Source organism: Streptomyces sp. NPDC031426, from assembly GCF_055581585.1.
This window is the reverse complement of record NZ_JBVIJE010000020.1, coordinates 77,653-98,724: the sequence shown is the minus strand read 5'-3', so window position 1 is coordinate 98,724 and position 21,072 is coordinate 77,653. Positions and strand designations below refer to the sequence as shown.

The following is a 21,072-nucleotide window of genomic DNA, read 5'->3' as shown; positions in this document are numbered from 1 at the left end:
GCGCAATGTCAAGCCTGGACGACCCGGCCACGGCCGACACGTGCGCCGGCCCGCGGCAGACGACCGAACTGGGGCCGGTGGCCGAAAGTTACGACCAGCTGCACCGCATCGACCTGCTCGCCGAGGCGCGGGCCGCACGAGCGGTGCCGGAGGGCACGTACGACTCCACGGTGTGCGCGGTCTTCCAAGCGTCGGAGGTGTGCCTGCTCAACCTGGCCCGGCTGGCGGGCAGGACCCAGGCGCGGGTGCTGGCCGACGACATCCCGGCCGCCTCCCGGTATGTCCAATGGGCCGTCGGGTTCCACCGGTTGCTGCGCAAGCTCGGCACCGTGATGTTCCACGCCCGCAGCGTCTTCGGATCCGGCGTGTCCGCCGGGACCTCGGCCCTGAGCATCTCGGAGTCCGCCGGTTACGCGGCCTACGTCGACGCGCTGCGGGGGCTGGAGGAGGCGGCCAGGGGCCCGCTGCTGGCCGGCGCCCCCGAGGTGACCCGCTCCACCATCGCCACCAAGAGCATCGACGACTCGTTGTACCGCCTGCTGCACGGCATCCGCATCGGATGTCACGACGCGACCAAGTGGGAGAGCGACCTCACCGCCGTACCCATCGGGGTGTGCCGGAGCACCGACGAGTTGATCTCCGCCGAGACGCTGGCGCGAGCGGTCGCCGCGACCGAGTTGAACGGGGGGACCCTGCATGGCGAGTTCGTCGCCCTGCACCAGGTCCCGGAGATCCTCTGCGCCGAGGCGAACGACCACCTGGAGGTCGCCATCCGGGCGATCCGGGCGTCGGCTCTGAGCCAGGCGGCGCAGCACCTTACGGCCTGCCGGTGGCTGCTCGATCCGGTGGTCGAGGCGCAGCGCGTGATGGCCGAGCACCTGGCGACCGGCGAGTACCACGAGTTCCGGACCAATCTGGGACCCGCGAGCGGCACGCACTCGCTGTCGATCAAGCAGCACATGTTCCGGGACCTGTTCAAGCACATGTGGAACGACCTCCAGGCCTGGCTGTGCTCGCTCGGTGGGTCCTCCCTGGAGGAGACCGTGCGGGACATCGACACACGCCGCCACGACGACCCGGAGGCATGGCTGCGGCACACCGTGGTCGACCAGGCGTTCCAACTGCACTCCGCCCACCAGCAGTGGCGGCATGAGCATCTGCACATGCCCCGCAACTGCCTGGGCAGCGGCGGCACCAAGTCCATGATCGGCGTCCCGGACGGGCCCCAGGCGGTCTACAAGATGCGGGACGCGGCCAACGCCCAGCACTCGTTGGCCGCGATCCACCGGGCGCGCCGGACGAGCCTGGCCAACGCCGTGCCGGACTCACCACTGGCCAAGCTCATCACCGATCCGAGCTCGCTCGACTCCGAGCTGATGCGGATCGTGGGTGAGGCGACACGCGAGTACTTCCCCCAGGTGCAAGAGCAGAGCTATCAGCCGTTCCGTTCCGGTGCGGCCGAGCGGAACCCGTAGGAGCGCGGACGGTGACCACCCGAGAACCTCACGCCTCTGACGGCGTCATGCCCACTGACGAGACAGCCCTTCTGCCCGGCTTCTCCGGCGGAGCCTGGCGCGGGCCGGAGTACGTGGCCAGCATCAAGGACGAGCGGGAAGTCTGGTGCGACGGGCGCCGGGTCGACGTGACCGGCGACCCGAGCTTTCAGCCGATGCTGTCCACGCTGGCCGGCCTCTACGACGCCCAGCATCTGCCCGACCGGGCGGACGAGATGCTCTACCGGTCGGAGACTTCCGGCAACCTGGTCAGCCTGTCGTACCTGGCCCCGGCCGACCGGGACGAGCTCAGCCGCAAGTGGGTCAACTCCCACCGGTGGGTGGAGTCCTCCTACGGCCAGCTCTCCCGGGTGCCCGACTTCATGTCGAACGTCGTGGTCGGCCTGTACGACTTCCGGTTCGAACTGGCCAAGGTGGACCCGCGGTTCGGGCGCAACGCGGAGAACTACTACCGCTACTGCCGCGAGAACGACCTCACGCTGACCCATGGCCTGGGTGACCCGCAGATCGATCGTTCCTCGACCCTCACCGACCGGCCGGAACTGGGGCTGAGGGTGGTGCGGCGCGGCGCCGACGGGATCGTCGTGCGGGGAGCCAAGCAGATCGCCACCCTGGCGCCGTACGCCCACGAGGTGCTCATCTACCTCTCGCCCGCGAACTACCTGCGCGAAGACCCCAGTTACGTCTGCTGGTTCGCCGCTCCGCTGGCGACGCCGGGCCTTCGCGTCCTGTGCCGCCAGTCCTACGCCGACGGCTCCGGCGGACTCTCCGCGCACTACGACGAGCAGGACGCCATGCTGGTGTTCGACGACGCGTTCATCCCGATGGACCGGGTCTTCCTGCTCGACGACTCCGACACGGCCGTGCGTGGCTTCGCCGAGCTGAACAAGTGGTCGCTCTACACCGGCCAACTGCGCTACTACCACCGGCTGCGCACCATGCTCGGCGTCGCGTCGCTGCTGGCCCAGGCGATCGGTGTCGACAAGTTCCGGCAGGTCACGGACCTTCTCGGCGAACTCACCTCGTACGTGGAGATCGTACGGCTCGGCCTGGCCGCCATCGACGCCGAGTGCCGCCCCACCCCCTCGGGGCTGCTCGCCCCAGGTTCGACGGCTGCGCTCGACGCCGTCGCCGGCGGCTTCTCCACGCGAGGCTCGGCGATCATCCGGCAGATCGGCGCGTCGGGTCTGATCGTGCAGCCCTCGGAGGCCGATCTGGCGACGCCCGAGCTGCGCACGGTGCTGGACACCTACATGTGCGGGCGCGAGATGCGGGTGGCGGAGAAGGCCAGGCTCTTCCGGCTCGCCGCCGATCTGGTCGTCGACCGTTTCGGGATGCGCCAGGAGCTCTACGAGACGTGGAACCGCGGTGATCCCGCCCGGGTCCGCTCGATGCTCTACGCCCGCTATCCCGACCTGCAGCGCTGCGAAACCCAGGCCCGAAAGCTGGCCGAAGGGCGGAACGACAACACATGAGTCTCGACAGCATTCGACTCGAGGGAGTCACGACCCACAACCTGAAGTCGGTCGACGTCTCCTTCCCCAAGGGGAAGCTGGTCGTCGCCGCGGGCGTCTCGGGATCGGGCAAGTCGTCCCTGGTCATCGACACCCTCTTCGAACACTCCAAGACGCTGTACCTGGGTGCCCTGTCCAGCAAGTCCCTCGACATGGGCGACGGCGACTACCAGTTCGACCGGATCGCGGGGACGCAGCCGCCGGTGGCCCTGCGCCAGCGCGACGGCGGCTACTCCAATCCCCGCTCGACCGTGGGGACGCTCACCGGCCTCGACGGGCTGTACCGGCTGCTGTTCGGCGCCGGCTCGCGGCCGGTCTGCCCGGCCTGTCTCGGCCCGACCGGCCCGGACCTGTTCTGCGACGACTGCGGCTGTTTCGCGGAACCACACTCCGCGAAGCACTTCAGCCCGAACCGCAAGGAAGGCAAGTGCCTTCCGTGTGACGGCATCGGCGAACTCGTCGGCTTCTCGCTGGACAAGATCATCCCGGACCGGTCGAAGACGCTCACCGAGATCTGGGACGGCGCCGACCCCGGCACGTTCGCCGTTCCCAACGTGCGCAAGGCCTTCGAGGCGATGGCCGCGGACATCGGCCTGGACCTCGACCTGCCCTTCGAGAAGCTGAGCCCGGAGCAGACCGAGCGGGTGCTGCACGGCTCGGACACGATCTACACGCTCAAGATCCGCAAGGTCACCAACGACTTCCGCTTCGAGGGCATCCTGGACTTCCTGGAACGCGCCTACCGGAACGCGTCGTCGGCCGCCCGCAAGAACGCCTTCACCAACTACCTCGGCCGGGAGGTCTGCTCCGCGTGCAACGGAGGACGGCTGCGCCCCGAGTCGCTCAGGGCGACGGTGGCCGGGCACACCTTCCACGACTTCCAGAGCGACGAACTGTCGAGTTCCATCAGCCGGTTGCGCGACGCGCTCTCGACCGGTGACCTGCCGCCGCAGGTCCGCGAGCTCGCCTCCGCGATCGCCAGGCAGAGCGCGAACATCGAGGAGGTCGGCCTGGGCCACCTCCAGCTGCGGCGGCCGGTCACCACCCTGTCCGGTGGTGAACTGCAGCGGCTGCTGCTGGCGCAGCACCTGGCCAGTGACCTGACCGGGGTCATGTACGTCCTCGACGAACCGACCGCCGGTCTACACGAGGCCGACACCGGGAAGATCCTCAACTCACTGCGGCGGCTGCGCGATCTCGGCAACACCGTCATCGTCATCGAGCACGACGAGTCGGTGATCCGTGCCGCCGACTGGATCGTCGAACTGGGGCCCGGGGCCGGAACCCGCGGCGGCGAGATCGTCTTCGAGGGCCGGTACGCCGACCTGCTGAACTCCGGTGACTCGCCGACGGCGACCGCGATGCTGTCGAACGGGCCGTCGCGGGCGAAGGCCGACCTCACCGGCGCACCCTGGCTCGAGGTACGCGGCATCACGCGCAACAACGTCGTGGACCTGACCGCGAAGTTCCCGCTCGGCGGGCTGACCTGCGTCTCCGGCGTGTCCGGCGCGGGCAAGAGCTCACTGGTGGCCGGCATCCACGACTCCGTCTCCCGGGCCATCGCCCAGCGGTCGACGGGCACGGCGGCCGGCAGCACCGGCATCGACGGAGCCGAAGCCCTGGACGACGTCATCTACGTCGAGCAGCGCCCGATCGGCCGCTCCAGCCGCAGCACACTCGTCACGTACATCGGCATCAGCGACCACCTCCGCGACGCCTTCGCCGCCAGCCCCGACGCGGCCGAACGCGGCCTCGGCCGCGCCGAGTTCAGCCCGAACGTGGCCGGCGGGCGGTGCGAGTCCTGCAAGGGACTCGGGCTGGCCGAGATCGAGATGACCCTGTTCAAGAGCGAGTTCATCGTCTGCCCCGAGTGCGACGGCCGCCGGTTCCAGGAGCACGTCCTCGAGGTACGGCTGGGCGGCAAGAACATCTACGACGTGCTGTCGATGACCGTCGAGGACGCCCTCGAATGGTTCGACGCGAAGAGCTACCCCAAGGTCGTCCAGGCCCTCGGCGTGCTGGGCGAGTTCGGCCTGGGCTACCTGCAGCTCGGCTGCTCGACGACCACGCTCTCCGGTGGCGAGGCGCAGCGGCTCAACCTGGCCGGCGAACTGCTCAAGCAACGCCGGAGCCGCACACTGTTCATCTTCGACGAGCCGACGCGCGGCCTGCACGCCGCCGACATCCGCCATCTGCTGGCCCTGTTCGAACGGTTGATCTCCACCGGCAACACCATCGTGGTCATCGAGCACAACGTGAAGGTGATCGCCATCGCCGACTGGGTGATCGATCTCGGGCCCGGTGCGGGCCGCGACGGTGGCCGGGTGGTGCACAGCGGGCCCCCGGAGGAACTCGCCGACAACCCGGCCAGCGTGACCGGCCGGTTCGTACGTCGGCTTCGCGACGAACCCGGCGCGATCACGCCCGGGCCCGAACCCGCCGGAGGCGGGCAGCCGAGTGCGGTGCCGGACCTCGGCGTCATCGGCGAGCTCCTGCCGCGAGCCGTCACGGTGGTCGCCGGCACGGCGCCTCAGTCCGGGCAGAACGGGCCGTCGCCGTACGGACTGGTGATCGGCTCGCTCACCGTCGTCTCCGAGGAACTCGCCCTGATCGGCTTCCTGGTACGTTCGCGCAGCACCAGCTGGGTCGCCATCGCGGACACCGGCCGGTTCTGCGTCAACATCCTCGGCGAGGATCAGAAGGACCTGTCCGACGCGTTCTCGCAGGGCAGGCCGGACAGCCGCTTCGACACCCTCTCGTGGACCCCGTCCCCCAACGGCTGCCCCCGGCTCCCCGGCGCCGTCGGCACGATCGACTGCGCCGTGGAGTCGACCTATCAGATCGGCGACCACCAGTTCGTCCTGGCGAAGGTCCTCGACGTCGACATCGACGCCGGCACCGACCGCCGGCCCCTGCTTCGCGCCGAACGGGACGACAGCGCTCTCGACGACCACGGGTGGCGCCGATTCGCCCGGGAAACGGAGGTCAGGTGACGACGACCACGCCCATCGCGACGCACTACGAGCAGTTCCTGGAACTGCTCACCCGTGATACCGGCGACACGGCGGACGGCCGCGGCGCGGTCCACGCGCGCTACGGCGAACGGGTCGACTCCTCGGGCGGATCACAGGCGATCGTGATGAGCCGCGACGAGTGGATCCGCAATCAGATCGACCTGGCGCTGGCGCTGGGCCGGCTGCTGACCGAGGACGACGTCGTGGTCTCGGCCGTACCGTACGAGCTGTCCTTCGTCGGCGCCGAGATGGACCGCGTGATCGAGATGGTCGGCGCCTCGGTGATCAGCGTCGGGACGAGCGGGACCATCTGCCCGATGGAGCGGCTGCTCGGGCTGATCGAGCAGTACGAGGTGACGGCCCTGGTGTGCTCGCCGAGCTTCGCCGCCGAGCTGGCGAGCCTCGCGGTCTCGCTGGGGCACCGGCCGCAGCACTCGGCGATCCGGACCATCATCTGCGCGGGGGAGGCATGCTCCGCCGAGCGCCTCGATCGCATCGGCGCCGCCTGGGCGGCGAAGACCTCCGCCCTCTACGGGACGCCGTCGACGCCGACGGCGGCCGTCGCCTGCGAGTACGGCGCACTGCACCTGTGCGAGAACCGGCTACGGGCCGAGGTCCGTGGCGGTCGGCGCGGCGAGCTGGTGCTGGAGGGCTCACCGACCGGCGAACTCGTCGAGCTGTGGCCGGCGGACCGCGGATGTGACTGCGGTGCCGCGAGCCGGGTCCTGGTTCCGCTCGGGAGCGTGGCCGCGGCGCTGCCCGGACCGGACGCCCCGGTCTCGGCGGTGGACGTGGAGCGGATCGTGTTCGGCCACGCCGGGCTCGCGCCGCACTTCGCCTGCGAGGTCCGGGACGGCACCTTCCATGTGACCTGCGCCGTGGCCGACCCGGAATCGGTCGCCGACGGCGCGATGCAGCGGTTGCTCCGCAGCGAGATCGTCGACGCGCTCGGCGTCGAGGCCGAGGTCACGATCGTCGACGCGAAGGACTGGAGTACCGCCACGTCATGACCTGCACCCGGCCGCGGCGAGCCGTCGCGGTGGCCGATCCCCCGGTGGCATCTCGAGGAGACAAGACGTATGAGGGTAGCGGTAGTACAGACCCAATGGGTCGACGATCATGAGGACGGCCTGCGCAACGCGTACCAGGCGATCGAGGACGTCTGCAGCGGCGGCGACATCGACCTGGTGTGCTTTCCCGAGTTCCTGCTCGGCCCGCCGTGGTACATGCCGGGCCAGGACGGCCTGAAAGGGCGCACCGACACGCCGATCCCAGGGCCGGTCGTCGACGGCTTCCAGTCTCTGGCCCGCGAGCTCGGCACCCACATCCTGCTGGGCTCGATCGTCGAGGACCTGCAGGACGGCATGTACCGCAACACGTCCCTGCTGATCGGACGGCAGGGCGTCATCACCGGACGCGCCATCAAGGCGCACGCCTTCGGCAACGAGATGGTGGTGTGCCGTCAGGCGGACTCGCTCGGCGTCATGTCGACCGAGTTCGGGAAGATCGGCATCGCCGTGTGCTCGGACTTCTGGATCCCGGAGGTCATCCGCATGCTGGCGCTGGCCGGCGCCCGAACGATCTTCGTGCCGGGCGGCACGCTGGGGCAGAACCAGCCGCTGATGGTGAACGCGTTGCGCACGGCGGCGTACCTGAACGACGTCAACATCGTCTACGCGAGCTCGGTCGGCGTCGTCCGCGGCAAGCGCGGAGACAGGCTGGTGGAGATCCACTTCGCCGGCACCAGCCTGGTCGCCCTCCCGGAGGGCGTGATCGCGCAGGCCGGCAGCGACAAGCCGGAGGTGCTCGTCGTCGACATCGACGAGCCCGCGGCTGGAGACGGCCGCCGCTGGCAGCAGCTGCGCCGGCCGGACGCCTACCAGGCGCTGCTCACCCCGTACATCGGAGTGAACCGGGATCTCGCCGCGGAACTGCGGGCGAGCCTGACCGGGGGCGGCGGCCCGGATCGGGGCCGGACCGTCGCCGCGACCAGTGCAAGTGAGGGGACCCGTCCGTGACCATCTTCGTAGCGCAACACGCCCGCCGGGCGAACCCCGAGGCGACGGCCGCTGCCGTGCTCGACGATCTCGACAGCCGGGTGACCGACGAGGCGTCGTTCGTCGTCCTCCCCGAGAACGCGTTCACCACCGGCGACGACGTCTCGGCGCTGCCCCCGCGGCTGCGTGAGCAGTGCCTGGACCGCCTGACGGCACTGGCGCGCACCCATGGTGCCTACGTGCTCACCGGCTCCTGGCCGGAGGAACGGCCGGGCGGGTTGACGCAGGTGGCCCGGCTGCTGGACCCGAGCGGATCGGTGTGCGCCCAGGTGGAGCGGGCCGTCCTGCCCGACCGGACGACCGGCACCGGCGACGACTTCCCGGTCGTCGAGACGCCGTTCGGTCATGTCGGAGTGCTCCTCGGACCCGACTTCTGGCTGGTCGAACCGCCACGTATCCAATGCCTGGCCGGCGCGGAACTGCTGCTGGTGGCCGGGTCCCTCGACGGCACGCAGCAGGCCGCGCAGCGCGCCGCGGTGTGGGGTATCGCGACCCTCAACACCGTCGCGGTCGCCTTCGCCGGTTCGCTGAGCGAGCGCTGCGGCGGGGGCAGCGCGGTGGCGATGCCCGAGGGATTCGTCGCCGAGGCGGGCACCCACGAGGGCATCCTCGAGACGCCCTGGGACGTCGAGAGGATCCGGCACCTGCGCGAACCCGACCTGCGCTTCCAGCAGACGCTCTGGTTCGGACTGTGGGCGCGCCGCACGGAGCTGTACACCGACCTCACGGCGCAGGTGAGCTGAGATGCGAATGGCCGGCGCTCCCGCCTCCGACGTCCGACGACGGATCGCGACGGAGCTCGCAGACGACGTGCCGTGGAACCGGGTGCTCAACTCCATCTGCACCGAACCCCACCCGCTGGGTGTTCAGATGGCGTCCGCCGCGGCGCACACCAACCTCGGCGACGTGCGTATCTTCCGCGGTACCAAGCGGATCGAGCGCAAGGTCGTCCAGCTGCTGCTCGATCTGCTGGGCCGTCCCGGCGGGTCGGGGAGTCTGGTGTCCGGAGGAACCGAGGCGAACCTGATCGCGATGCTGGTGGCCCGCGAGTCGGCGCGCGCCCGGGGGCGGCTGACCGACCGGCCCGAAGTCGTCGTCAGCAGCACCGTGCACTTCTCCTTCACCAAGGTCTTCGGCCTGCTGGGGCTGACCCCGGTCGTCGTGCCGGTCGACGACTGTCTGCGGTTGCCGGCCGACGAAACCGCCCGGCGCATCGGCGAGCACACCGTCGCGGTCGTCGCGACCGCGGGCAGCAGCGAGTTCGGGGTCGTCGACGCGGTCGACGAGATCGGACCGGCGGTGTCCGGACGGGACGTGCACCTGCACGTGGACGCGGCCACCGGCGGCTTCATCATCCCGTTCGCCCGCGAACTCGGCCACGACCTGCCCCAGTTCGACTTCACCGTCGAGGGCGTCGACTCGATCACCATCGACCCGCACAAGTACGGACTGGCCAACGTCCCGGCCGGCGCGATCCTGTTCCGGGGCGCACAGGACGCCGGACGGTTCGCGGTCGATTCGTTCTTCGTCGACACACCGGTGCACAACACGCTGCTCGGCACCCGTCCGGGCTCCGCCGCGGTGTCGACCTACGCGGTCCTGGAGCACCTCGGGCGTGATGGCTTCCGGGCCATCACCCGGGCCAACTTCGAGGTGACGAGGCACCTGGTGGCCGGGCTGCGCGCGGCCGGACACGAGTTGTTCGCCGAACCGCAGCTGAACATCGTGGTGGTCAAGATGCCGCATGCGGCCCGGATCTCGCAGCTGCTGGAATCCCGGGGCTGGATCGTCTCCACCTCGAAGCGGTTCGGCGAAACCCTGCGCCTGGTCGTCACCCGGCACGTGACAGCGGAAATGGTGGACGAGTTCCTTCCGGTGCTGGAACGGGCCCGTCGGGAAGTCACGGCCGAGGTGGCGCTGCGATGAGCCTCTTCCGTGGCCCCGGTACCCGGCTCGCCGCCCTGCAGATGCGGATCGAGCCCGGGCAGCGGGACGAGAACCTGGCGCGAGCCGCCAAGCTGCTGTCCACCGCGCGCGAACGCGAGGCCGACCTGGCGTGTCTGCCGGCGACGTTCGCCACCGGCCTGAACTTCCCCACGCTGCGCACCGACGCGACCGCCGAGGACGGTCCCGTCGTGCAGTTCCTCGCCGAGCAGGCCCGCACCCTCGGGATGCACATCGCCGCGGGTGTGCTGCTCTCGTCCGGGCGTGACGTCTTCGACGCCGCCGTGCTCGTCGGCCCCGCCGGCGATCCTCTCGGCTGGTATCGCCGCGCCTGCGTGTGGGCGGGCGAGTCCGCCTACGTGTCCACCGGCTCTCCGGGCGAGGTGATCGACACCCCGGTCGGGCGGATCGGCCTGTTGGTGAGTTACGACCTGCGGTTCCCGGAGGCGAGCCGGCACTACCTCGCCCAGGACGCCGACCTCGTCGTCTGCGTGGCGAACCTCTTCGGGCCGTTCTCGCACCCACTGCGTTCCATCTGCCGCGCCCGGGCCGCCGACAACGAGTGCGCGCTGGTGTTCGCCAGCGGAGTCGGGGAGAACCGCTTCGCGAACATGAGCTACCTCGGCCGCAGCATGATCGTCGACGGTCTGGTGCAGGACGCCCGGCAGGACCCGGAGGCGGACATCCTCGCCGAAGCCGGCCCGGGCACGCGCGAAACGGTGATCGATGCGGAAGTGCACTGGCGGCAGCGGCGGAAGATCCGCGCTGCCCTGCCCTTCCACGACGACCTGCGCTCGACCTGGACCACGAGCCACGGGAGTCGCGTTCGATGACAGCAATGCGTGTGCAACCGGAGTCCAGCTGGCTCGGCGACGTGCTCGGGCTGGTCGCCATCGACATGCGGCAGTTCTTCGACAACCGCCTGTTCGCGATCTCGACGCTGCTGACGTCGGTGTCGATGGTGCTGGCCTTCGGGGCAGCGACCGACCAGATGGTGAGTCCGGCGCCGACGGCCGCCAACTACTTCGGCTTCGTCTTCCCCGGCATCATCGGCGCCGGGATCATGTTCAGCTGTACCTACACCGTCGGCTACACGGTCATCATCGACCGCAACCGCCGGACGATCGAGGACCTGATCCTGTCGCCCCTGTCCTACTCGGGGTTCCTGCTCGCCCGGGTCGTCGGCGTCGTGCTCAAGTGCCTGTTCCAGTTCGTCCTGGTGGTCGTGCTCGGCGTCGGGGTCTTCGACGCCCGGATCGAGTCGGTGCCGCTGTTCCTGTTCGGCTTCTTCACCGCGTGCACGGCCTTCGCCGGGATCGGGATCCTCGTCGCGACATACACCAACGAGATCTCCTTCCCGGCGGTCGTGAACATCATCGTCATCCCGCTCATGTACTTCGCCGGGATCTTCTTCCCGCTCGCCAACCTCGGGACGCTGGGCGACGTCTTCGCCAAGCTTCCGCTCGCGGTGCACGTCGAGATCTTCCGCGCCGCCACCTCGCCGCACGTCTCGGCCTCCGGGTCGTCGACGGCCCTCGCGGTCGTCTACTCGTTCCTGACCGTCGGCGTCGCCTCATGGGCATTTCGCAGGAGGATCGGCCATGGCTGACACCACGGGCGCCGGAACTCCGGTGCTGTCGGTTTCCCGACTCGACTACCGGGTGAGCCCCGACTTCGCCCTGCGCTCCGTCGAGTTCACGGTGGACGCAGGCGAAGGCGTGGCCATCATCGGCACCAACGGCGCCGGCAAGACCACACTGATCCGGCTGGTGGCCGGCCTGCTGCGCCCGGCCGACGGAGCGGTGCGCATCTGCGGCACCCCGCCCCGCCGCTGGGGACAGGTCAGCCGCCACATCGGGTACGTCCAGCAGGCCAAGGACCTGCCGGACGGCGTCACCGTGGAGACGTACGTCAAGCATCAGCTCAAGCTCCGACGGGCCGACCCTGGCCGCTACGAGGAGCTGATCGCGCTGGCGGACCTCGAGCAGTACCGCCACCAGTACGTCCGCAGCCTCTCCGGCGGCAGCCAGCGCAAGCTGCACGTCATCTGCGCCGTGGCGCACCGGCCCGACCTGCTGATCCTCGACGAGCCGACCACGGGCCTCGACCCGACGGCCCGCGAGACGCTGCTGGAACTGCTGCGGGGCCTGAAGAAGGACGGCGTCGGCGTGCTGTTCGCCAGCCATCACCGCGACGAACTCCTCGCGCTCGCCGACTCGGTCGTGGTTCTGCACCAGGGCCATCAGGTCGAGGATGCCTCGCTCGACGCCGTCACCCGCTGGGGGGAGCGCTCCAGCCTGATCCTGGAGGCCTTCACCGACGCGCATCTCACGCAGCTGCACGACTGGGCGCAGCGGCAGGCGACGACCTGCGGCCTGATCCGTTCCGTCCACGACGTCGATCACGGCGTGAAGCTCGACCTGTCCGACGGTGATCACCAAGGCACTCTGGCCGAGATGGTCGCCGATGCCCACGCCGCCGGCCTCGCACTGCGCTCCGCGTCCTACTTCCAGCCCACCCTGGCGGACGTCGTCCGTTCCATCGTCGATCAAGTCGAACTGGGGGACATCGCATGAGCATCACCACCACGACCACGAGCATGCCGTTCTGGAAGGAATACCCGGAGCGCGACAACGAGTGGGTGCGGCAGTACCCGACGAAGCACGTGCCGGTGAACGAGGAGGAGGTGTTCGCCCGCAAGCCCATGGGGGTGTACGTCCACATCCCGTTCTGCAACCGGCTCTGCTTCAGCTGCCCGTACATCAAGCACCAGACCGACCGGGACCTGACCCGCACGTACCTGGAAGCGCTGAAGACGGAGATCACCAACTACGCCGACCGGCCGTACATCCAGGACCACGTCATCACCCTCGGCTACATCGGCGGCGGCACCCCGACCGCGCTCACCGCCCCGCAGCTCGACGAACTGCTGGGCCACCTGTTCGGCAGCCTGAACGTCGACGAGGACGCCGACTTCTCCATCGAGACCACGCCGGTCGACATCACCGAGCGCAAGGCCAACGTCCTGCTGGAACGCGGAGTGCGCCGCATCAGCCTCGGCGTGCAGACCTTCGTGCCGGAGGAACTGAAGAACATCGGCCGCCCGAACGACCCGGAGATGCTCAAGGAGAGCATCCGGCTGCTGCGCCGGTGCGGATTCGAGAACATCAACATCGACCTCATGCACGGCATCAACGGACAGACGATGGAGAGCTGGGAGCACAGCCTCGACACCGCCATCGAGCTCGGGGTCACCTGCATCTCGTTCTACACGTACATGGAGTTCGCGCAGGTCTCCACGAAGCGCAGGAAGCTGCCGCCGGTCCCGGAGAAGGCCGTGGTCGACGAGATGTTCCTGTTCGCCGCGGAGAAGCTCTCCAAGAGCGGCTTCCTGGGCTACTACGGCGACTGCTTCGCCAAACCCGGCTACCAGCCGAAGTACGGCGAGACGTCGTGGAGCGAGGACGTCCCCATCATCCCGCTCGGCCCCACCGCGACCGGGCACCTGCGCGACCACTGGTACTTCAACGAGCCCGACATCGGCCGCTACATCCAGACGGTGATGGAGGGCCGGCTGCCGATCTCCATGGGCAAGCACATCACCAAGTCGGAGGCGATCCGGCGATCGATGGTCCTCGGCGTCAAGGCCGGTCGGGTCAACCGGGACCGGTTCCGCCGGATCCACGGCGTCGACTTCATGGAGATGTTCCGCGCCGAGATCGACGACCTGATCGAGAAGGGCCTGATCACCGCCGACGAGGACGGCATCGAGGTGACCGGCCCGAAGGGCTGGTACTACCTGGACAACATCTCCAAGGCGTTCTACTCGCCGGAGTACCGGCGCTACCCGCAGCATCTGGGGGCGGACATCTCCAACTTCATCGCCCAGCAGCCGATCCCCGTGCAGATCACCCCCCGGCCCAAGGCCGAGGAGGCCCGCCATGACCACTGAGACCCGACTGCTCAACCTGACCGACCGAGTGCCGCAGCCGTCCCCGCACGAGGACATCGAGAAGGTGCGCTTCTACGACCTGGGCATGCGCCGGTCCGCGCTGATGGCGTACAAGCGGCCCAGCGACCGCATCCTGGCCAACGTCCGCGACGGGATGACCGACCTGGTCGAGGTCGGTTTCAACACCGGCCTGCTGTCGCTGCACGTGGCCGGCAAACTGCCGGACCTGGCCGTGTCCGGGGTGGAGGAGAACCAGAACCTCGTTGACGTCGCCGAGGACAACCTGACGCTGGCGGTGTGGGCGAACACCGCCGGCGACGTCGAGTTCGAGATGGCCAAGCTGAACCGGCTGCCGTTCCCGGACGATTCCGCGGACATCGTGTTCTCGTTCTCCTCGCTGCACCGCTGGCGCAGGCCGGTCGAGACGCTGAAGGAATGCGCCCGCATCTGCAAACCCGACGGCGTCGTGATCATCGAGGACATGAACCGGCACGCCGAGGAGGGGCACATCACCTTCATCCTGCAGTTCGTGAAGGAGGGTGGTGACGAGTTCATGCGGTCGTTGCAGGCCGCGTACACCCGCGAGGAGGCGGCCGAGTTGCTCCGGGAGGCCGGCCTGACCGACTGGCAGGTGGTGGAGGAGGACCTCGGCCTGGTGATCTCCTCGCGCCCCCTAGAGCCGGTGAGCCCGTGATGCCCGGGACATCGATCGCCGTCATCCAGATGGAGTCGAAGCTCGGCAAGCCGGCCCAGAACCTGCGCCGGGCCGAGCGGTACATCCGCGAGGCCGTCGAGCGGAAGGCCAACCTGATCTGCCTGCCCGAGGCCTTCTCCACCTCCGGCAACATCCTCGAGGTGGCGGACGTGGCCGTGCCCATCCCGGGGCCGGAGACCGACTTCCTGTGCGAGCAGGCGAAGCAGGCGGGCGTGCACATCGTGGCCGGTCTGCTGGAGCGCGGCGACGACGGCAAGTACTACAGCACATCGGTTCTCGTCGGCCCGGAGGGCACCCTGCTCGGCCGCTACCGGCGCGTGCACTGCCACGAACTGGAGGCCCGCTACCTCGCCTGCGGATCCGAATACCCGGTCTTCGACGTCGAGTTCGGGCGCCTCGGCCTGATGCAGGGTTACGACATCAACTTCCCCGAGGTCGCGCGGGAGTACTGCCGCCGAGGAGTCGACATCATCGTGTGCTCCGCGCTGGTGCCCGAGATGTTCGCGTACGTGGCGAACATGCGACTGCCGGTCCGGGCGGTGGACGCCGAATGCATCGTCGCGTTCGCGTCCGGGATCGGCACCAATCTGTACGCCGGATTCGGCTACATGGGGTGCAGTCAGATCCTGGCGGACCCGCTGTTCCTCGAGGCCGAACGCTTCGACTTCGTCGACGGCGACGAACGGATGGTGGACCTCGGCAAGGAGGCGGGCGTCGGCGTCGTCGAGATCGACCTGGACCGCATGCGCCGCTACCGCACGAAGGCCACCCTGCGCGGCGATCTGCAGCCGGCGACGTACTGGCAGCTCGAACGAGAGTGACATCCCATGCGAGTGCTGCTCATCTCCACCAACAAGATCAGGGTGCCGCGGCCGGCGCTGCCGATCGGCATGGCCTACATCAGCGCCGCCCTCAAGCACGCCGGACACGACGTCGACGTCCTGGACCTCCTCTGGGAGTCCCGGGAGCTGAAGGCGGTCCGGGAAAGGCTGACCACCGGCACCTACGACGTGGTCGGCATCGCCGTACGCAACCTGGACAACCTCACGTTCATCGACCCGGTCTTCTTCGGCCCGATGACCGAGAAGATCGTCCAGTGCGTACGCAAGTACACCAGTGCCACGGTCGTCCTCGGCGGATCCGGCTTCTCGGTGGAGCCGTTGTCGTTCTTCGAGTACGCCCAGCCGGACTACGGCATCGCGGGTGAGGGCGAGGCCGGCATCGTCCAACTGCTCGACTACCTCCAGTCCGGCGGGCGTCTGGAGTCGATCTCGGGCCTCTGCTACCTCGACGAGAACGGGAGGTTCTGCCAGAACCAGTCGAACTCCGCCTTCGACCTAGGGGCGTTGGAGCCCGACCGGTCCGTCTACGACCCCCGGTATTTCGAGGAGGGCGTCTCGGCGGCCTCCGACCTCACCCGAGACCACCAGCCGGCCATCGAGACCCTGCAGACCAAGCGGGGCTGCAAGCTGTTCTGCTCGTACTGCATCATCCGCAAGACCGAAGGCAAGGGCGACCGGTTCAAGGACCCGGCCGAGGTCGTCGGCGAGATTCAGCGGGCCATGGCGGACAACCCGGCCGTGCGGGAGTTCGAGATCGTCGACGCGACCTTCAACTACCCGATGGAGTACGCGGCCGAAGTGTGCGAGGAGATGATCCGCGCCAAGCTCGACGTGCCCTGGTACTGCCAGTTGACGCCGAACGCGGTCACGCCGGAGTTCGTCGAGCTGCTGCACGCGGCCGGCTGCATCCGGGTGGACCTCGGCACCGACGCGCTCACCGACGAAGCCCTGTCGGACCTGATGAAGGGCTTCGACATGGCACGGGTCCTCGAAATCGACCGCCTCTTCACGGCCAGCCCGATCGAGCACACCCACTGCATCTTCCTCGGCGGGCCGGGGGAGACCCCCCAGGCGCTGAGGGAGTCGATCCGGTTCACCGAGCGGCATCTGAATCCGGCCCAGATCTACGCCAACCTCGGCATCCGGATACTCAGCGGCACCAAGCTGCAGCGCCAGGCCGTCAAGGCGGGGATCCTGCGGGAGGGGCAGGGCACCTTCGTCCCCGCCTTCTATGTGGAGCCGGCCATCCTCGCCGATCGGGACACGCTCGACTTCGTCCGCAACGCCTACCTGAGCCACAAGAACTGGTACCTGTGGTGGGGCCTGGGCGGGCAGAACCTGGCGGACCGCTCGCAGGACACGATCCGGGCCGTGGACGAGATGCAGCAGGAGTACGAGTACGTCATGCAGAGCAAGCCGCGGCTGGAACGCGCACCACGGCCCATGACCACCCAGCCGCTCAAACTCACGATCGGCACCTCATGACAGACGTTCCAGCGATCGCCGAAGAGTTGTTGAAGACGCTCACGGACCGAGCGGACCCGGACTTCGCGGCGGGAATGCAGCGGTACTTCCCGCACGAGATCCGGGCGCTCGGGGTCGGCAACGCCGCGGTCGCCGAGATCGCCACCGACTACTTCCGTGACCGGCGCGACATCTCCGCGGCGACGCGGCTGCTCCTGGCGGAGGCGGTGCTGGCGCGCGCCGAGCACCACGAGGAGGTGCTGCTGGGCTTCGCTGTCCTGCACAAGGTCGCCAGGACCGGATTCGGCGACGAGTTGCTGGACCGCTGCGAGCACTGGCTGCAGACCTACGTGTCCAACTGGGCGCAGTGCGACGACATGTGCCTGAAACTGCTGTATCCGTTCTTCCTCGGGCATCTGGAACTGATCCCGCGGACGCGGCGCTGGGTCCAGTCCACCTCCCCGTGGGCCAGGCGTGCCGCGAACGTGGCGGTCGTGAAGTTCGTCCGGCGCAAGGTGGGCCGGACGGTCTTCGAACTGCCGCCGTCGCACGTCTTCGACAACTGCGTCCGGCTGATGCACGACCACGACGTCTATGTGCAAAAGGGCTGCGGCTGGCTGCTCAAGGTCACAGCAGAGGTCCATCCCGCGGAGGTGGCCGAGTTCCTGCGCACCTGGCACACCGAGATGCCCCGCGACACCTTCCGGTACGCGGTGGAGAAGATGGACCCGCGGATGCGGCGGTCCTTGATGGCACTGGGACAGGGGTGACGCGATGAACGCGACCGGCCGCTACGTCCACCGTCGGGGCATCCACTGCGAGACGGCCTGCCAATGCGCCCTTCTCGCCGCCGGCGGATACACGGTCGACGAGGAGGTCGTGTTCGGACTGGACGGAGGCTTCGGCTTCTCGTTCTTCCCGGCGAACGGCAACGCGCCGGACATCGCCGTCGGCAAGCAGGCGATCATGCCGCTTCGGGCGGCGCGGCTGATGGGCGTCGAGGTCGCCGTGCACACGCCGAAGTCCGGCGCGGGCCTGGCCAAGCTGCTGGAGTCGGCGCCGGCCGTCATGACCCGGGTGGACCTCGGTCTGCTCCCGTACTGGGGTCTGGACGGGCGCTCCTCCTTCGGCGGGTACTTCGTCAACGTGGTCCGCCCCCTCGGGGCCGACGCGTTCGAGGTGTCGGATCCGGCGTTCGACGAGCCCGTGTCCGTGAGTGCGGCCGAGTTGCAGGCGGCCCGGTCCAGCCGCAACTCGCCGCCGCTGACCCCGGACTGGAAGGTGTACGTCTTCGGCGCGCCGCGGAGGACACCGCAGCTGAACCTCGTCGGGCCGGTGGCCGTCCGGAACCTGTGCCGCGAGATCCTCAGACCGGGCAGCCGGCACCTGGGCATTCCCGGGATGAGGCTGCTGGCCACGACGGCGGCGTCATGGCCGCAGTCCAAGCACGGCGAGGTCGAGGACGTGGACCTGGCCGGCCACGTGGTGCGGACCGACGCACTGGCACGTCAACTACTGCATCTGGGACGGCAGATCGAGTCGTTCGGCACCGGCGGCGGGCTGTTCCGCCCGATGATCGGCCGGTACCTGACGAGGATGGCCGACAGCACCGGCGACGCACGCTACGCCGATGCGGCCGGGCAGTTCCGCGAAAGCGGCCGGTTGTGGTCGAACCTGGGATCCGCCCTGCTGACAGCTGGGGCAACCGCCACCGCGCGCGACGATCTCAAGACGCTCGTGGACGCCGTGGCGGACACGGCGCGGTCCGCGATGGACATCGAGAAGCGGGCGCTCACCGCGCTCACCACCCTGTAGCCGCGAGGTCGAGACATGCCCACCGAGGACGAGTCCGTACTGCTCCAGGGCCCCGAACGCTGGAACGAACATGCCCGCCGGCGCCGGGCGCAGGGCCCCTTCCGGCCCGACCTGCGCAAGGCGGCGCTGCACGGCGCCGACCTGCGGGGCGCCGAACTCGCCGGCGCGGACCTCACCGACGCCGTGCTGACGGAGTCGTACCTGATGTCCGCCGACCTGCGGGGCGCGAATCTCGAAGGCGCCAATCTGTGCGAGGCGTACCTCATCCTGGCCGAGCTGAACGACTGCCGGCTCGTCGGCGCGAACCTGGAGGGCGCGGACCTCAGCGGTGCTGATCTGACCGGCGCGGTGCTGGACGCGAGTTTCCGGCGGTCGGCTGTGATATCGGACTACCTCACGATCTGGCCATAGCGAAAGGAGCCCCTCGTGATCATTCTGGGCTACAACGGATTTGGCAAGTCTGCGGAAATCTTCGGGCGCCTCTTTCGCGCCACCGGCATCGACCGTCACCTGCTGTACGGCCACGACTCGTCCGCCGCCCTCGTCATCGACGGAAAGCTGGTCGCCGCCGTCGAGGAAGAACGGCTCAACCGGGAGAAGAAGACGTCGAAATTCCCGGTCAAGGCGATGCGCTGGTGCCTGGAATCGGCCGGGCTCTCCTTCGACGACGTCGACACCTTCGCTTTCTCCTGGCAGTTCTCCCAGGACGTGGTGAACAAGATGATCGCCGAGATCACCGAGGACGGCGCGGCGACCGTGGAACAGAAGTTCGCGCGCTTGCAGCGCCTGGCGGAGACCCATGCGGCGATGTTCAGCGAGGACGCGACGCAGGCCGACTTCCTCGAGCACACGGGCCACAGCTTGAACCCGGAGAAGCTGGTCCGGGTCCCGCACCACATCGCGCACCTGATGACCGGCTACCACCTGTCGGGCGGTGGGGACGCGGCGTTCCTGGTCAGTGACGGTCGCGCCGAATGGCTGTCGTCGATCATGGGCGAGGTACGCGAAGGCGAGGCGAAGATATTCGACGACGTCACCATCGACTCGCGGCACTCGCTGGCGATGCTTTTCTCCGTGGTGACGCGATACCTCGGATTTGTCCCGAACAACGACGAGTACAAGGTGATGGGGCTGGCCGGCTATGGCGCGCCTCCCGAGCCGAACCCGTTCCTCACCCACGTGGTCGAGGTGTGCCCCGACGGCACCTACCGGATTCCCTATCCGGCGAACGCCGTACCCGCCTACTACGAACTCTTCGATCGTATTTTCGGCGGAGACGCGGAATGCCGGGAGGACTTCGACTACCGGGTGCGCGTGGCCAGTGCGGCACAGCACATGCTCGAAACGGTGACCGCCGGCCAGATCCGCACGCTCGAAGCCCGGAGCGACCTCCCACGTGTGATCTTCGAGGGCGGACTCGCCCTGAACTGTGTCAACAACAGCAAGCTGCTGGAGCGTTCACGCTTCACCGAGATGGACGTCAGCTTTGGCGCCAGCGACGTCGGCGTGGCCATCGGGGCGGCTCTGTTCGCCAGCCAACAGGCCGGCACACCGCCCCGGGTCAGCACATCGCCGTACCTGGGCCCCAGCTACGGCGGCCAGGAGATCCGGGCGGCCCTCCGGCAGTACGCCGGCCAAGTCACCTGGCGGGAACTGGACGCCGAGGACGTGCCGCGGGAGGCCGCGACGCTGATGCAGGAGCGATGCGTCATCGGGTGGTTCCAGGGGCGTCTTGAGTACGGACCGCGCGCCCTGGGCAACCGCAGCATCCTGGCCAATCCGAAGTTCCCCGACATCAAGGACATCATCAACGAACGCATCAAGCACCGCGAGCAGTTCCGGCCCTTCGCCCCCGTGGTCCTCGAACACCTGGCGTCCGACGTCTTCGAACTCGGCAAGAAGAAGTCCTCGCCGTACATGACCTTCGTGGTTCCGGTGCGGCCCGAGTACCAGGAGATGATCCAGGGTGCCTGCCACGTCGACGGCACCTCGCGGATCCAGACGGTCACCGAGCAGAGCAATCCGCTGCTCGCCGAACTGCTGCGTGAGTTCACCGAGCTCACCGGGATTCCCTGTCTGATCAACACGTCGTTCAACGTCGCCGGCGAACCCATCGTCTGCTCACCCGAGGATGCTCTGGCCTGCTTCCTCAAGACGGAGATGGATCATCTGTTCCTCGGCAACTTCCTGGTGTCGCGCGCGATGTGAGCGAGTGAAATCCCTTCCGGTACTGGCCACCCG

Annotated in this window: 18 protein-coding genes; all 18 read left to right on the top strand. The window is 68.7% G+C overall.

The genetic code is table 11. From position 1 onward, the window contains the following. Window positions 1-5 precede the first annotated feature (5 nt). The 18 genes from ACZ5NH_RS32365 (at window position 6) to ACZ5NH_RS32280 (ending at window position 21,039) form a co-directional block, all read left to right on the top strand. Window positions 6-1,475 carry a hypothetical protein gene (locus tag ACZ5NH_RS32365; protein ID WP_468780291.1) on the top strand — a complete coding sequence of 490 codons (1,470 nt, stop codon included), beginning with the start codon at window positions 6-8 and terminating at the stop codon, window positions 1,473-1,475. Window positions 1,476-1,522: 47 nt separating this feature from the next. Beyond that, window positions 1,523-2,989, top strand: coding sequence for a 4-hydroxyphenylacetate 3-hydroxylase N-terminal domain-containing protein (locus ACZ5NH_RS32360; RefSeq protein WP_468780289.1), 1,467 nt, complete (start codon window positions 1,523-1,525; stop codon window positions 2,987-2,989). Then, complete coding sequence (locus ACZ5NH_RS32355) at window positions 2,986-6,021, top strand: flavin reductase (protein WP_468780287.1); 3,036 nt, start codon at window positions 2,986-2,988, stop codon at window positions 6,019-6,021. The genes ACZ5NH_RS32360 and ACZ5NH_RS32355 overlap by 4 nt, the downstream gene beginning before the upstream one ends. Next, on the top strand, window positions 6,018-7,052 hold the full coding sequence (locus tag ACZ5NH_RS32350; protein ID WP_468780285.1) for a phenylacetate--CoA ligase family protein: 1,035 nt from the start codon (window positions 6,018-6,020) through the stop codon (window positions 7,050-7,052). Before ACZ5NH_RS32355 ends, ACZ5NH_RS32350 begins: the two co-directional genes overlap by 4 nt. Window positions 7,053-7,121: 69 nt before the next feature. Then, a complete protein-coding gene (locus ACZ5NH_RS32345; RefSeq protein WP_451552178.1) occupies window positions 7,122-8,060 on the top strand; it encodes a carbon-nitrogen hydrolase family protein in 939 nt (312 codons plus the stop codon). Beyond that, a complete protein-coding gene (locus tag ACZ5NH_RS32340; RefSeq protein ID WP_468780283.1) occupies window positions 8,057-8,842 on the top strand; it encodes a carbon-nitrogen hydrolase family protein in 786 nt (261 codons plus the stop codon). The genes ACZ5NH_RS32345 and ACZ5NH_RS32340 overlap by 4 nt, the downstream gene beginning before the upstream one ends. Window position 8,843: 1 nt before the next feature. Then, on the top strand, window positions 8,844-10,025 hold the full coding sequence (gene mfnA / locus ACZ5NH_RS32335; RefSeq protein ID WP_468780281.1) for a tyrosine decarboxylase MfnA: 1,182 nt from the start codon (window positions 8,844-8,846) through the stop codon (window positions 10,023-10,025). Beyond that, entirely contained in the window at window positions 10,022-10,876 is an 855-nt protein-coding gene (locus ACZ5NH_RS32330) for a carbon-nitrogen hydrolase family protein (RefSeq protein ID WP_388635388.1), read from the top strand. The genes mfnA and ACZ5NH_RS32330 overlap by 4 nt, the downstream gene beginning before the upstream one ends. A gap of 5 nt (window positions 10,877-10,881) precedes the next feature. Next, window positions 10,882-11,652 carry an ABC transporter permease gene (locus ACZ5NH_RS32325; RefSeq protein ID WP_468780279.1) on the top strand — a complete coding sequence of 257 codons (771 nt, stop codon included), beginning with the start codon at window positions 10,882-10,884 and terminating at the stop codon, window positions 11,650-11,652. Further along, window positions 11,645-12,619, top strand: coding sequence for an ABC transporter ATP-binding protein (locus ACZ5NH_RS32320; RefSeq protein ID WP_388635384.1), 975 nt, complete (start codon window positions 11,645-11,647; stop codon window positions 12,617-12,619). The genes ACZ5NH_RS32325 and ACZ5NH_RS32320 overlap by 8 nt, the downstream gene beginning before the upstream one ends. Continuing rightward, entirely contained in the window at window positions 12,616-13,995 is a 1,380-nt protein-coding gene (locus ACZ5NH_RS32315; RefSeq protein WP_388635382.1) for a coproporphyrinogen-III oxidase family protein, read from the top strand. Before ACZ5NH_RS32320 ends, ACZ5NH_RS32315 begins: the two co-directional genes overlap by 4 nt. Continuing rightward, on the top strand, window positions 13,985-14,689 hold the full coding sequence (locus ACZ5NH_RS32310) for a class I SAM-dependent methyltransferase (protein WP_468780277.1): 705 nt from the start codon (window positions 13,985-13,987) through the stop codon (window positions 14,687-14,689). Before ACZ5NH_RS32315 ends, ACZ5NH_RS32310 begins: the two co-directional genes overlap by 11 nt. Then, window positions 14,689-15,531, top strand: a complete 843-nt coding sequence (locus ACZ5NH_RS32305; protein ID WP_468780275.1) for a carbon-nitrogen hydrolase family protein — start codon at window positions 14,689-14,691, stop codon at window positions 15,529-15,531. The genes ACZ5NH_RS32310 and ACZ5NH_RS32305 overlap by 1 nt, the downstream gene beginning before the upstream one ends. A 6-nt stretch (window positions 15,532-15,537) precedes the next feature. Further along, window positions 15,538-17,037: a B12-binding domain-containing radical SAM protein gene (locus tag ACZ5NH_RS32300; RefSeq protein ID WP_468780273.1), complete on the top strand. Its 1,500-nt coding sequence runs from the start codon at window positions 15,538-15,540 to the stop codon at window positions 17,035-17,037. Beyond that, complete coding sequence (locus tag ACZ5NH_RS32295; protein ID WP_468780271.1) at window positions 17,034-17,786, top strand: DNA alkylation repair protein; 753 nt, start codon at window positions 17,034-17,036, stop codon at window positions 17,784-17,786. The genes ACZ5NH_RS32300 and ACZ5NH_RS32295 overlap by 4 nt, the downstream gene beginning before the upstream one ends. Window positions 17,787-17,790: 4 nt before the next feature. After that, complete coding sequence (locus ACZ5NH_RS32290; protein WP_468780269.1) at window positions 17,791-18,831, top strand: BtrH N-terminal domain-containing protein; 1,041 nt, start codon at window positions 17,791-17,793, stop codon at window positions 18,829-18,831. 15 nt (window positions 18,832-18,846) lie between these two features. Beyond that, window positions 18,847-19,242: a pentapeptide repeat-containing protein gene (locus ACZ5NH_RS32285; protein ID WP_388635373.1), complete on the top strand. Its 396-nt coding sequence runs from the start codon at window positions 18,847-18,849 to the stop codon at window positions 19,240-19,242. Between the two features lie 15 nt (window positions 19,243-19,257). Next, the gene (locus ACZ5NH_RS32280) at window positions 19,258-21,039 is read left to right on the top strand and encodes a carbamoyltransferase family protein (protein ID WP_468780267.1); all 1,782 of its coding nucleotides are present in this window, start codon (window positions 19,258-19,260) and stop codon (window positions 21,037-21,039) included. Window positions 21,040-21,072: the final 33 nt, after the last annotated feature.

Excerpts from the sequence above, each read along its gene's own strand:
- ACZ5NH_RS32365 (WP_468780291.1), top strand. The coding sequence starts at position 6 with ATGTCAAGCCTGGACGACCCGGCCACGGCCGACACGTGCGCCGGCCCG.
- ACZ5NH_RS32360 (WP_468780289.1), top strand. The coding sequence starts at position 1,523 with ATGCCCACTGACGAGACAGCCCTTCTGCCCGGCTTCTCCGGCGGAGCC.
- ACZ5NH_RS32355 (WP_468780287.1), top strand. The coding sequence starts at position 2,986 with ATGAGTCTCGACAGCATTCGACTCGAGGGAGTCACGACCCACAACCTG.
- ACZ5NH_RS32345 (WP_451552178.1), top strand. The coding sequence starts at position 7,122 with ATGAGGGTAGCGGTAGTACAGACCCAATGGGTCGACGATCATGAGGAC.
- mfnA (WP_468780281.1), top strand. The coding sequence starts at position 8,844 with ATGCGAATGGCCGGCGCTCCCGCCTCCGACGTCCGACGACGGATCGCG.
- ACZ5NH_RS32330 (WP_388635388.1), top strand. The coding sequence starts at position 10,022 with ATGAGCCTCTTCCGTGGCCCCGGTACCCGGCTCGCCGCCCTGCAGATG.
- ACZ5NH_RS32325 (WP_468780279.1), top strand. The coding sequence starts at position 10,882 with ATGCGTGTGCAACCGGAGTCCAGCTGGCTCGGCGACGTGCTCGGGCTG.
- ACZ5NH_RS32320 (WP_388635384.1), top strand. The coding sequence starts at position 11,645 with ATGGCTGACACCACGGGCGCCGGAACTCCGGTGCTGTCGGTTTCCCGA.
- ACZ5NH_RS32315 (WP_388635382.1), top strand. The coding sequence starts at position 12,616 with ATGAGCATCACCACCACGACCACGAGCATGCCGTTCTGGAAGGAATAC.
- ACZ5NH_RS32310 (WP_468780277.1), top strand. The coding sequence starts at position 13,985 with ATGACCACTGAGACCCGACTGCTCAACCTGACCGACCGAGTGCCGCAG.
- ACZ5NH_RS32305 (WP_468780275.1), top strand. The coding sequence starts at position 14,689 with ATGCCCGGGACATCGATCGCCGTCATCCAGATGGAGTCGAAGCTCGGC.
- ACZ5NH_RS32300 (WP_468780273.1), top strand. The coding sequence starts at position 15,538 with ATGCGAGTGCTGCTCATCTCCACCAACAAGATCAGGGTGCCGCGGCCG.
- ACZ5NH_RS32295 (WP_468780271.1), top strand. The coding sequence starts at position 17,034 with ATGACAGACGTTCCAGCGATCGCCGAAGAGTTGTTGAAGACGCTCACG.
- ACZ5NH_RS32290 (WP_468780269.1), top strand. The coding sequence starts at position 17,791 with ATGAACGCGACCGGCCGCTACGTCCACCGTCGGGGCATCCACTGCGAG.
- ACZ5NH_RS32285 (WP_388635373.1), top strand. The coding sequence starts at position 18,847 with ATGCCCACCGAGGACGAGTCCGTACTGCTCCAGGGCCCCGAACGCTGG.